This is a genomic window from Psychrobacillus glaciei (assembly GCF_008973485.1).
GTDB lineage: Bacteria > Bacillota > Bacilli > Bacillales_A > Planococcaceae > Psychrobacillus > Psychrobacillus glaciei.
Window position 1 is genome coordinate 3974897 of the sequence record NZ_CP031223.1, and the last position, 12393, is coordinate 3987289.

Sequence of the window (12393 nt, forward strand, 5' to 3'; positions counted from 1 at the left end):
TGACCTTCAAATAGCAAGAACTACAAAACACTATAATTGCTTGCTTCCTAGCAATAGAATTCATAAAATTTTTTATCTAGCAAAAAAAATTATAGTGATTAACTTTTTATGTAAGAAGATAGTTTTTTGCATAATATATTGTTCATTATTTCGATTTTAAACTGAATAGAATAAGTAAGATTCCACTAAAAAGACATATCATTCTAGTCAATGAAATCTTTTCAGCTAAACCAAATAATGCGATAGCAGTTGTAATGATTAAAATACAAGGTCCTACTAAGGCTAATAACGTGTTAATATAAAATGCCTTTTCTAAATCATTAAATTTATACATAAACATCGCAGCAGTTATATCAATACTTCCTGAAAAAACCCTTAATATAATAATAAAAAGGAGTGCTTTTTCAATCAAATAAGAAGGCTCCCTTCACCCGGACTTTCTAAAGTGTATGTATATTCATCTACTTTTATCAATGGAAATACTTTTTAAACGATGCAAGTAATTTTCTTCCTATTTTTTGAATATATAATCTAAAGAAGGAAATTGCGAGGGTTATTATTCACTAGCGTTGACTTTTGGTAGATAAGTTCATTCTTTCCAGTTCATAAAAAAAGACTGATAAAATAACACCAGTCTCCCTGTAATAAGCTATTGAAGGAGGACTACAAAATAAAATAACTATCCGCCTAAATCTTTTTAACAAATTCAGATTTTAGTTTCATCGCACCAAAACCATCTATTTTACAATCAATATCATGATCTCCGTCAACTAAACGAATACTTTTTACTTTTGTACCAATTTTTAAGGTCGATGAACTTCCTTTTACTTTAAGGTCTTTTATAATTGCTACAGAATCACCATCGTTTAAGATATTACCATTCGCATCTTTGACAATCTTTTTCTCTTCCATCACTTCATCCTTTGTCTCGAGCTCCCACTCGTGCGCGCATTCTGGGCAAATAAAAAGACTTCCGTCCTCGTATGTGTATTCTGAATTACACTTCGGACAATTTGGTAAGCTAGACATTATTTCATTCCCTCCATTTACTATTATCAATTCTAATATAATAAAGTTGGCCAAACAACTGGTAATGGCGTTCTTTTAATTTTGAAAAAAACTTCAGGTAATGGTATACTAATTTTTTGTTTAATACTAAATTAGAGTGGTGAAGGAAATGTCCTATTTTATTGAGAAGTATTTGAATATAGTTTTTTATAATAGCCAAACCCTTGACCAACATGGTCAAGGGTTTTTGTTTCCTTTGTGCAATAAAACTAGTTGGGGGAATAAATTATGAGTTTGGAAAAAAAACAATCCTCTTTTGCAATCTGGATTAGTTTAATAAGCAATGTTTTTCTTACGATATTAAAAATTATTGTTGGTTTATTATTTAATAGTCAGGTACTTCTTGCTGATGGCGTTCACAACGCTGGAGATGTGATTGCATCAGTAGCTGCGCTCAGTGCAATGCGTGTATCCAAACGTCCACCAGACGAAGATCACCCTTATGGGCATGGTAAGGCAGAAGTCGTTGGTGCAGCCATTGTTGCCATTATTTTAGGTATTGCAGCATTATATATCGGTTATCATTCTGTTTTAGCATTATTTGAAACACCCCACAAAGCAACCTTTACTGTTTTAATAGCAGCGATAATTTCTCTCATATGGAAACAAGTTCTTTATGTTTATACTATTAATATTGGCAAAAAAGTAAACAGTAAAGGATTAATTGCGACTGCTTACGACCATCTTGCTGATGTCTATGCTTCTTTAGCCGCTGTTATCGGTATTGGACTTGCCATGATTGGAGATTATTTTCATATTGGCATATTGGCTTATGGTGATCCTGTGGCAGGTATTATCGTTGCATTCCTAGTCCTAAAGCTAGCTATTGGAATGGGGCGAGAATCTATTGACGTGCTTATGGAAAAAACCGTGGATTCTGAAACGATGGAAATAATATTTGAATCGGTTCGATCAGTTCCTTTAGTGAAACGAATCGATCGTATTAGAGCACGAGAACACGGGCACTATATCATTGTGGACGTTCGAGTAAGCCTACCAGCTACCTTAAGCATTCAGGAAGGTCATGATGTTTCAAAAGAAATTAAAAAAGCTATAAAAAATCGTTTTGCTAATGTGGAAGAAGTTTTGGTCCATGTAAATCCATGGTACGAAATGAAGGAAGTAAAGTAGCTGAGTACTTAGCCTTTTTGTAACATGCCATGTTTCTTTCATACTTTCCCTTCTAAATGGAAACAGGCCCCTAAATGAGAATTAGGGGCCTGTAATTTATTCTACTCTATTTAGCTAACGTTCTTTCCTATACTTACTTATCTTCTTTCGTATCAATCATAAATGTTGTAATGATAAATAATCCAAAACTTATTAACAGAACAGTTCCACCAACGATGTAGAATACTAAGGAGAATGTTTCATTTATATTAAATGGTTTTAGTCCATTTAACCACATCCCGGCTGTTAAACCAATTGATCCGATTACTGCTGTCCATCCATGCGCTGTTACTAGTTTGGAAGATTTAACTTTGTATACACGGTAGAAAATACCCCACGCAAAGATGGTTAACCAACCTACTACTAATATGTGTGCGTGAATGGGACGGAATTGATAGCTACCTGAACCGGCCATATGTGAACCTAATATTGCTCCTAACAAACCAAAAATTGCTGCAAGGCGAATTAATCTTAAACTCCATTTTGTTTCCATTACGTTAACCTCCATAGTTTCATTCGTACTATGGTGCTTATAATATCCTGTCAACATGAACAACATATGAATTCCTTATTACAATTTTGCCCGTTAATAAAAGAGAATAATTTTTTAATACTCTTTTTGTATGAAATTTATTGGTTTCTCACACTATGCTCTCGATGGTTCCGTTCTTAAACGACAATCTTTGGTTTTCTTTGTTCCAAAAATGGTTCTTCACATTCTATTTCTTCACCCGTTTCAATATCAATGAACGGACTTGTTTCATTAAACCATCGATCTGGTGCTTTGTGTCCCCAAAACGTTTGGCGAAGCGGATCATTTAGATCCCACCTTTTCGGCTTTAAATCTGGGTCGCTTGTCAAATAATCACCTGTGTAAAGCTCAATACGATGACCATCAGGATCTCTTAAATAGAGGAAGAAAGCATTGGATAAGCCATGGCGACCAGGTCCTCTTTCTATCGAATCGGCATATCCCATACTTGCTAAAACATCACAACAATCGAGCACGCTAAGTCGATCTGTTAGGGTGTAAGCAAAATGATGTAGTTTAGGTCCCGGTCCACTCATAAATGCTTGGTCATGAACAGTCGGTTTTCGATAAAGCCATGCTGCCCACAATTCCCCGTCTTCTGTATCTGTATACTCTGAACACGAAAAGCCTAAGTCCTTCACATAAAAATCATACGCTTTTTGTACATGAGGTACTGCACAGTTTACATGATCAATTCTCTGAATTTTTGCTCCCGAATAAAGGTCATAGCGTTGTAGCATCCGGTCAACAGTCGTCATTTCTGCAAAAAATTCTAATGGAATGCCGGAAATATCATGGACGCGAAGGGTTCTTCCAATTGCATGTTGTTCCCCCTTCGCCATCCATTTTGTTTTTAAACCTTTTGAAATAAAAAGCTTTTCAATTTCATTGAGATCCTGTTCTTTTTCCACTTTATAACTAAGTACTTCAACAACAGCTTTGTCTGCTTTTCTTAATAGTAAACTATGATGAGAGTGTTCTTCTAAACCTCTCAAATAAATATGATTTTCATCACTTTCTGTTTCAATCATGCCTAGTCCATCCACATAGAACTTACGGGACGCTTGCAAATCCAATACATGAAGAACTGTTCTTGCGATACGAATGATTGAAAAATCCACGGTGTTCACCATGCCTTCCCTTATTTTTTCCCGAACTGCTGAATACGATGATCAGCAATTGAAACATGAATGATTTTCTGCTCCGTATAAAACCCAAAGCCGTAATGCCCACCTTCGCGACCGATTCCAGAGGATTTAGAACCTCCGAAAGGTGTTCTTAAATCCCGAACGTTTTGAGCATTCACCCAAAGCATTCCAGCTTCCACTTTATGCGCAACGCGGTGACCTCGTTTAATATCGTTCGTCCATACATAACCCGCAAGCCCATAATCGATATCGTTTGCAAGCTTTATGGCTTCCTCTTCCTCTTTAAATGTCAAAACTGTTAGTATAGGGCCAAAGATTTCTTCTTGTGCAACGCGCATATGATTTTCAGCATTTAGTATAAGCGTCGGTCCCACAAAATTCCCTCTAACAAATTCAATTGGAATGTCTCCAGTAATGACTTCCGTACCTTCTTCATTTGCAATTTCCAAGTAGCTCTTTACCTTGCTAAAATGCCCTTTATCAATCAGCGGCCCTACTTCCGTATCTGCATCTAGTGGATCACCGACTTTAATATTCGCAACACGCATCTTTAAAGCATCGATAAATTTATCTTTTATCCCTTCTTGCAAAAACAGGCGTGAGTTAGCAGTACAGCGTTCACCATTAAAAGAATAGATTCCCCAAACACAAGCATCTAAAGCTCGTTCAAAATCAGCATCATCGAAAACAATAATAGGGGATTTTCCACCAAGCTCCATTGAGCAGCTTTTCAACGTATCCGCACTGTTTTTTATAATGGTTGAACCCGTCTTTGTTTCTCCTGTGAATGAAATAAGCTGGACATCCGGATGTTTTACAAGCGCATCCCCTGCTTCTTCTCCATAGCCATGAACAACATTGAAAACACCTTTTGGAAGACCTGCTTTATGAATTACTTCCGCCAATAAATTTGCGGAAAGTGGAGAAAGTTCTGCTGGCTTTAAAACAACTGTATTACCTGTCGCAAGTGCTGGTGCCACTTTCCATGTTTCTAACATGAAAGGAGCATTCCAAGGGGTGATTAATCCTGCAACCCCCACTGGTGCATGGATGGTATAGTTAATAAATTCATCGTCTACTTGATAGGCATCACCAACTAAACGGCTCTCCACCATGCGAGCATAGAATCTGAAATTCTCCGATGCACGACTTACCATATTTCTCGTTTGGCTAATTGGAAGTCCCGTATCAAGAGATTCCAAGTAAGCTATTTTTTCTATCTCTTCATCTATTAAATCAGCAATACGGTAAATATATTCCATTCTTTTAGTTAGCTTCATCGTTTTCCAAGGACCATTATCAAAAGCTTCCCGTGCGGCTGCGACTGCTTTATTAATATCTTCAGACTGTCCTTCTGCAACTTCATTAATTTGTTCATTCGTAAATGGGTTCATATTTTTAAATGTATTTCCACCTGCCGCTGAAGTGAATTCCCCATTTATATAGAGAGAAATACTCTGTTGTGTTTCATGTTTATAAGAAATTAACTGTTGGGAAGATACCATTCTTATCACCTATTTTCTTATTTATAATTACTTTACAATTACTTCCTTAGGCAAAATAGCAAGTTCAATAAGTGATTCGCGGACTTCTTCTTGTATTGCTGCTGAAGGTAATCCTAATGGCAAGCGCAGTTTAGGCGTTATTTTCCCCATCATTCCCAGCGCCACTTTAACTGGTGATGGATTTGTATCTTTGAAAAGCACATCATTTAATGGCATTAATTCGAAATGAAGATCTTGCGCCCTAGCAACATCTCCCGCTTCCCAAGCATTATATAGTTCTGCTACTTTTGCCGGTTCCACGTTTGCGGTTGCACTGATAAATCCAGCACCGCCAATTGCGAGCATTGGATAGCAAAGTAGTTCAATCCCCGAGAACAGTAGGAAATCCCTTCCACAGTTTAGAAGCACACGATTAACATGTTCAAAGTCTTTATTTGCTTCTTTTACACCGATAATGTTCGGACAATCTTCCACTAGGCGTTTCATCGTGCCAACTTCCATATTGACGGCGGATCGACCTGGTATATTGTAAATAATGATTGGGATTTCAACAGAATCTGCGACTGTTTTAAAGTGCTGATAAAGTGCTTCTTGGTTCGGTTTATTGTAGTAAGGTACGATAACCATGGCAGCATCTGCACCTATATCTTCTGCATATTTCGTTAGCTCCATTGTTTCATCATGATTGGTGGACCCTGTTCCAGGTGCAAAAAACACACGACCATCTATTGTTTCTTTCGCTAGATTCATAACCCGTTTTCTTTCAGCAATTGTTAAAGAACTTGGTTCTCCACTCGTTCCTGTAACAGAAATCCCATGACTTCCACTTTCAATTTGCCAATTGATCAACTCGATGAATACTTTTTCGTCAATTGCACCACTTTCCGTAAACGGGGTAATGACGGGACAAATGGAACCTCTTAACTTCTTTTTAGCTTCTTCATATGCCATTCGAATCAACTCCTTCCTAAATAGTTGTTTCCGATTCTTCTAGTGCTTTTAATTCCCGATACTTTCCTTGACTAAATAGTAAAGGATCATTTTGTTCAAGCTTGACTCCAGTAACATGACCTATAAAAATTGTATGGTCTCCTACTACATATTCGCTATGCAGATCACATGTAATCACCGCTACACTATCATCCAGTATTGGTAGTCCCTTAAAGTAAGTAAACGTAACTTCAGATTCTGATTTAAGCTGACCTGCAAATTGTTTCGATTTATTTTGTTGGTTAGCCGATAATATATTAATCGCAAATTGCTTTGAATCCTTTATATGCTGAAGCATTCTTGCATTTTCTCCAATACTAATTGCGACAAGTTTAGGCTTCAATGAAACGGACATAAACGCATTTGCAGTCATACCATGCACCATTTTATCAACTTCTGTAGTAATAACCGTTACGCCTGTCGCAAAACTACCCAGCACATTTCGATATAAACGATCATCAATCTCTACTTGCTGCATCATTCATTCACCTCACTACTTTCAGAAGATGTTAACTTTAATTTAAGATAATATACCTGCTTCTTTTTTCGCTTTATTTAAAAAGTTCGTCACCATGTCTTTATAAGGTTTCTTGTCAAATCCATCGTAATAAGCATTTGACATTCTCACTGGATCCCCAAAGAAATAATATTCATAAAGTGCTTGTCGATTACCAAATGCACTAATGGAAATATCCCATGCTAAGCGGAATAATTGCACTTTCTCTTCACCGTTCATATTCGCACCTTGTGTGTAGCGATGAACTAATGGTCCAACATCCGTATTACTAAAATCCGCTTCAGTTGGAAGTGCCATCAATCCAGAAGCACCTAAGATTTTAATAATTTCATTCATACGCTGATACATTTTCGGGAACCAGTTGCGTGCAGCATTTAACGGTTCAAAATCTGGTGTCATATTGCCATATTGATCGATTTTTGCATTGTGCTCAGATTTATACAAATGAGAACGCATCACTTCTAAAATGACCATGATTTCACTCGCTTTTTCTTTCACGTGCATGAATTGATCTATACCAATAGCTTCCATCATACTAATGACAACACCGAGAATAAATTCGGTTTTTACGACATTTTTACAAATAACTTGATGTGTCATATGTATAACCGCATTTGTCTCGGCATACGTGCGATTACATATATTGGTGCTTTCACATACAAAAACTCTCTCCCACGGCACTAGAACATCTTCGAAAGAAATGATTGCATCACTTTCATCAAACCGACCGCCAAGTGGATGATCCCATTTGTTTTTACCGTAGTCAAAGGATTCACGGGACAAAAATTTTAAACCCGGAGTATTATTTGGAATAGCAAACGCAAATGCGAATGGATCATCAATAGTTCCTGGCGTTCTATTTATAGTAGATGGGAATACGACAAGCTCATCCGTAATACCGCCTAAAGTCGCCAAGAGACGACAACCATTCACAACAATACCGTCTTGTGTCTTTCTCGTAATCCTTGCTGAGAGAAACGGATCTTTTTGCTCGGATTGCGTGAGCATGGATCTGTTTACCTGAGGATGAATTAACGTATGCGTTAAACTAATATCGTTCTCACGTGCATATTCATAGTATTTTGCTGCATTTTTAGCAAATTGATCACTTCCACCACCTTCTTGCGCAAAAAACTGGCTTGCTGTACCGAAAGCCATAATACTGGTGTTTAAATAGTCTGGGGAACGTCCCATCATACCTCCTGAAAAAGTTGCCCATTCGGTATGCATTTCACGTCTTTTAAAAAGATCTTCTTTCGTTTTAGGAGCAATAAAGGAAAGTCCAACCTTTTTACCAGAGGTCGGCGAGGTATATAACATCTTTTCCGGTTTCTCGTGTTGTAAATCGTAAAGACCCGCAACGCTTTCCACTACATTTTTAAATGCTGGATGTGTCGTAACATCTTCTACTTTCTCCCCATGAATCCATACTTCTGTTTTCCTTTTTTTAATACCATCGATGTACTCTTTACCCGTTCGTGCGCCCATACTATTCCCTCCAAGTTCGGATAATATTTTTGAATGAATTTGCTATACACTAACTTTAAATTTACTTGAATTTTCAGAACAATAATTATATAGCAATATACTAATTGGATAGAAGACCTATACTACTTTTTAAATCTAACGTGAATATTATTTTGCTTATAAGTACCAGATTCACTAAATTCTATTAATTCCATGGACAAGGCTAAATATCGTTGAGCCATTAATGAAGAAAAATGTTCTTTTATCACTTCAAATAGCGAAGTACAAACTTCTTCCTTTATTTCCTTAGAACGTCCGGACCCAATTTTAAACATTACATGGACGAAAGCGTCATCCTCAGCACCGTCCGCCACTCGGTACTCTTTTAGTTCAATAGCTCTTGAACGGATACCACCGATAGGAAAAATAGTGTCTCGAGCAATTAGTACTTTATGAATCTCCTCGAATAGTTTTGCGAGATTTGCCTCATCTTTAATATTATCCGTGTATTCTACAATAAAATGCGGCAAAAAATACCCTCCTTTTCACACTATCGATTTGTAAAGGATTCGTCTCCGATAATGGTATTTACTAAGCGACCAATTCCCTCTACTTCCGTGATTACAATATCTCCTACAGTAGTGTCGACAGATCCTTTAGGAGTACCAGTTAGAATGACATCATTTTCACTCAACGTCATAAAGCTACTTAAATAGGCAATAATCGAAGGAATATCAAAGATCATATCCGCTGTCGTTCCTTCTTGGACAAGTTCGTTATTAACATGAGTGGTCAATTTTAAATTCATTGGGTCGACAATGTCTTTCACATCGACAATCCATGGACCAAATGGTGTACATGTATCACGATTTTTTACTCGCAAGTTGGGGCGGTAATAGTTTTCTAAATAATCTCTAATAGCATAATCGTTGGCGACACTATACCCTTTAACATATTTATAGGCGTCTTCTTTTTTTACATTTCTAGCTGTTTTGCCAATGATTACTGCCAATTCACACTCATAGTGCATATAGGTAACATCTGCGGGACGACGAGTATATGCTTGGTGCCCAATAAACGTATTCGGTCCTTTTAAAAACACAAGGGGTTCCGACGGAGCGGCAAATGCAAGTTCCGCTGCATGATCTGCATAGTTAAGTCCCAATGCAAACACTGTACGCGGCTCTATCGGCGTAAGCCAAGTTACATTGTTCTCTTCTACTATTCGATCATCATCTAACTTAAGAAGCCCTTCCCATTCAATCGCTTCATGGATAGCCCCCCCATATGCAATTCGTGCTTTTCTCATAAGGACCTCCCCCGATTGGTCGCTGTTTCGTCAACAATAACGTTTTCTAAACTACCAATACCTTCTATTTCTATCCGGATTCTATCTCCTACCTCGGCTAGTGGTGCCTCTTCAGGAACTCCAACTAGTAACATGTCACCCTCACTTAACGTCATGAACTCAGTTACATCTGCGAGTAAACGTGAGACCGGCCGAATTAAATTGGATGTTGAGTTTTCTTGCTGAAGCTTATCATTGATAAATACTCGAATGGTTAAATCATCGGGGTTATCTACCTCATGACGATCGATTATCCACGGTCCGATTGGACAAAACCCATCACGAGCAACATGTTGAACTGCTGGACGGTATACGCTATCATGTGGCACGCTGACATCGTTCACAATCGTATAACCTGCAATATAAGTCAGTGCTGTTGCTTCATCTACAGCTACAGCTTTCTTTCCTATTACTAATCCGAGTGCCGCTCCCATCTTTAGTTTCGTAATCCCTATTGGCATAGGGATTGCTGCGCCATGCCGGTTAAATGTATTTACCGGTTTAATATAAAGAATAGGGGCGATTGGCGGCGAATTATATGGTTTATCATTTATTGCATCCCCTAACCTCTCAATTTCCCCCTTATAGTTTAGTAGCGTACCAAAAACTGTCCCTGTAATTGGTGTATCGATTTGAATTTCATTCACACTTAAAACGCTGCCCCCAATCACAGCTGTATTGGTTTCAGTATTAACATCCACTAATTCTAATTCATGTTTCTCTAACATTTTCATCTTGGCATTGCTCATACATTTCACTCCCTTAGGCTATTCTCCAGAGCAAACAACTATATTTCCCGAGAAATATGAACCCCAAGTTATACTGATAATAATGCCTTATCACTCGTTAATTTCTCGCCACGAATGCGTTGGAATTCATCCATTAGCTTAGGAATAGTTAACTTTTTCTTTTCTTCCGCTTCTATTTCTAAAATGATTTGACCTTTATCCATCATAATAAGCCTGTTGCCTAAATCGAGCGCTTGTTGCATATTATGCGTGATCATTAGAGTGGTAAGCTGATCTTTTTCAACAAGCTTCTTTGTTAAATTCGTAATTAATTCTGCTCGGGAAGGATCTAGTGCAGCTGTATGTTCATCCAAAAGCAAAATAGATGGTTGTGTAAAAGTAGCCATCAATAGAGATAGCGCTTGCCTCTCTCCACCAGATAGCATTCCTACTTTTGCATTCAATCGATTTTCAAGATTTAAATGAAGGGTTTCAAGGGATGCACGGAATAATTCACGTCGTTTCTTGTCCACACCCTTTTTTAGCATACGTTTTTTATTTCTCGAATAAGCCATTGCCAAGTTTTCCTCAATCGTCATCGTAGGGGCTGTGCCTGCCATTGGATCTTGAAATACTCTTCCAATCATTTGTGAACGCTTATATTCTGGAACTTTTGTAACGTCTTTATTCTCAATTTCAATGACACCAAAATCAGGGGAAAGAGCCCCGGAAATCATATTTAACATAGTCGATTTTCCGGCACCATTGCTTCCAATCACCGTCATGAAATCTCCGGGATTTAACTGAAGATTAATTTGATCCAAAGCAATTTTTTCATCAGGAGTTGCTTCATTAAATAATTTATTGACCTGACTGAGCTTTAGCAACGGTATTCCCCTCCTTCATTAGAGAATGCTTTTGCTCTACTAATCGTTCCGCATGACGTTTTGCTTTTCTACTTTTTTCTCGTTTCTTTTCAAAGAATTGAGGTAAAATCAATGCTCCAATTACAATAACGGCCGTAATTATTTTCATATCACCTGTATCGAGAAAATCTACTCGAAGCGCAAGTCCAAGCACGATTCGATAAATAATCGCCCCGGCTATTACAGCAAATGTTGTTCGCAGAATCGTTTTTGTTCCAAAAATTGCCTCACCAATAATAACGGAAGCGAGCCCAATAATAATCATTCCAATACCCATTCCGATGTCGGCAAATTTTGCATACTGGGCAATCAATGCTCCAGAGAAGGCTACAAGTGCATTTGAAAAACCAAGTCCAACAATAATAAGCGTGTCTGTATTAGCAGATAAACTACGAATCATTTTCTTATTATCTCCAGTAGCTCTTATCGCAAGACCTACTTCCGTTTTCAAAAACCAATCGACGATAAATTTAATGATTAAAACGATAATAATCATGATGAACAATGTACCCCAAGTGGAGGGCAAGTATTGAAACCCTAGATTACTAAAAAATTTATTTATAGCTGTATCAATACCTAGGGGACTTCCAAATGATTTGAACTTACTAAACATTGTTTCAGCATTTAATAAAGGTATATTTGGACGACCAATGGAATTTGGAGAGGTCAGCCCCATTATGCGTAAATTGATGGAATACAAGGCAATCATCATTAATATTCCGGATAGCAGCGCATTAATTTTTCCTTTTGTATGTAGGAGCCCAGTTACACATCCTGCAAGAAAACCGATAACTATAGCAACTAGTGTAGCTACCACCGGATTATATCCAGAGATAATCATCGTAGCAGCAACCCCTGCTCCTGTTACAAAACTACCGTCCACTGTTAAGTCTGGAAAATCTAGCACTCGGAATGAGATATACACTCCAAGTGCCATAATTGCATAGATGATTCCTTGCTCCACAGAGCCAAATACTGCTGCAAACATGTAGAA

General features: G+C 37.7%; 14 protein-coding genes. 1 reads left to right on the top strand and 13 read right to left on the bottom strand.

The window, feature by feature from the left end; all coding sequences use genetic code 11:
• Positions 1-145 precede the first annotated feature (145 nt).
• Together PB01_RS18785 and PB01_RS18790 are read right to left on the bottom strand one after the other, a co-directional pair.
• On the bottom strand, positions 146-412 hold the full coding sequence (locus PB01_RS18785; RefSeq protein ID WP_151701594.1) for a YqhV family protein: 267 nt from the start codon (positions 410-412) through the stop codon (positions 146-148).
• A gap of 275 nt (positions 413-687) precedes the next feature.
• The gene (locus tag PB01_RS18790; protein ID WP_151701595.1) at positions 688-1029 is read right to left on the bottom strand and encodes a zinc ribbon domain-containing protein YjdM; all 342 of its coding nucleotides are present in this window, start codon (positions 1027-1029) and stop codon (positions 688-690) included.
• 267 nt (positions 1030-1296) lie between these two features.
• Between PB01_RS18790 and PB01_RS18795 the strand changes: the two genes are divergently transcribed.
• The gene (locus tag PB01_RS18795; RefSeq protein ID WP_151701596.1) at positions 1297-2199 is read left to right on the top strand and encodes a cation diffusion facilitator family transporter; all 903 of its coding nucleotides are present in this window, start codon (positions 1297-1299) and stop codon (positions 2197-2199) included.
• Between the two features lie 133 nt (positions 2200-2332).
• Here the strand turns inward: PB01_RS18795 and PB01_RS18800 are convergent, their stop codons facing one another.
• The 11 genes from PB01_RS18800 to PB01_RS18850 all read right to left on the bottom strand — a co-directional run bounded on the left by PB01_RS18800 (position 2333) and on the right by PB01_RS18850 (position 12387).
• Entirely contained in the window at positions 2333-2731 is a 399-nt protein-coding gene (locus PB01_RS18800; RefSeq protein ID WP_151701597.1) for a hypothetical protein, read from the bottom strand.
• 176 nt (positions 2732-2907) lie between these two features.
• Positions 2908-3891, bottom strand: a complete 984-nt coding sequence (gene hpaD, locus PB01_RS18805) for a 3,4-dihydroxyphenylacetate 2,3-dioxygenase (RefSeq protein WP_151701598.1) — start codon at positions 3889-3891, stop codon at positions 2908-2910.
• A 20-nt stretch (positions 3892-3911) separates the two neighbouring features.
• Complete coding sequence (gene hpaE, locus PB01_RS18810) at positions 3912-5423, bottom strand: 5-carboxymethyl-2-hydroxymuconate semialdehyde dehydrogenase (protein WP_151702119.1); 1512 nt, start codon at positions 5421-5423, stop codon at positions 3912-3914.
• Between the two features lie 27 nt (positions 5424-5450).
• Positions 5451-6374 (bottom strand): 2,4-dihydroxyhept-2-ene-1,7-dioic acid aldolase, encoded by a 924-nt coding sequence (hpaI, locus tag PB01_RS18815; RefSeq protein WP_151701599.1) that lies wholly within the window; start codon positions 6372-6374, stop codon positions 5451-5453.
• A gap of 16 nt (positions 6375-6390) precedes the next feature.
• Positions 6391-6894 (bottom strand): flavin reductase family protein, encoded by a 504-nt coding sequence (locus PB01_RS18820; protein WP_225986107.1) that lies wholly within the window; start codon positions 6892-6894, stop codon positions 6391-6393.
• Between the two features lie 39 nt (positions 6895-6933).
• Entirely contained in the window at positions 6934-8418 is a 1485-nt protein-coding gene (hpaB, locus tag PB01_RS18825) for a 4-hydroxyphenylacetate 3-monooxygenase, oxygenase component (protein WP_151701600.1), read from the bottom strand.
• Positions 8419-8540: 122 nt separating this feature from the next.
• Positions 8541-8927 carry a 5-carboxymethyl-2-hydroxymuconate Delta-isomerase gene (locus PB01_RS18830; RefSeq protein WP_151701601.1) on the bottom strand — a complete coding sequence of 129 codons (387 nt, stop codon included), beginning with the start codon at positions 8925-8927 and terminating at the stop codon, positions 8541-8543.
• A 20-nt stretch (positions 8928-8947) separates the two neighbouring features.
• Positions 8948-9706 (bottom strand): fumarylacetoacetate hydrolase family protein, encoded by a 759-nt coding sequence (locus PB01_RS18835; protein ID WP_151701602.1) that lies wholly within the window; start codon positions 9704-9706, stop codon positions 8948-8950.
• The gene (locus tag PB01_RS18840) at positions 9703-10494 is read right to left on the bottom strand and encodes a fumarylacetoacetate hydrolase family protein (RefSeq protein ID WP_151701603.1); all 792 of its coding nucleotides are present in this window, start codon (positions 10492-10494) and stop codon (positions 9703-9705) included. The genes PB01_RS18835 and PB01_RS18840 overlap by 4 nt, the downstream gene beginning before the upstream one ends.
• 68 nt (positions 10495-10562) lie before the next feature.
• Positions 10563-11360 (bottom strand): ABC transporter ATP-binding protein, encoded by a 798-nt coding sequence (locus PB01_RS18845; protein WP_151701604.1) that lies wholly within the window; start codon positions 11358-11360, stop codon positions 10563-10565.
• Entirely contained in the window at positions 11335-12387 is a 1053-nt protein-coding gene (locus tag PB01_RS18850; RefSeq protein ID WP_151701605.1) for an ABC transporter permease, read from the bottom strand. Before PB01_RS18850 ends, PB01_RS18845 begins: the two co-directional genes overlap by 26 nt.
• Between the last annotated feature and the right edge of the window lie 6 nt (positions 12388-12393).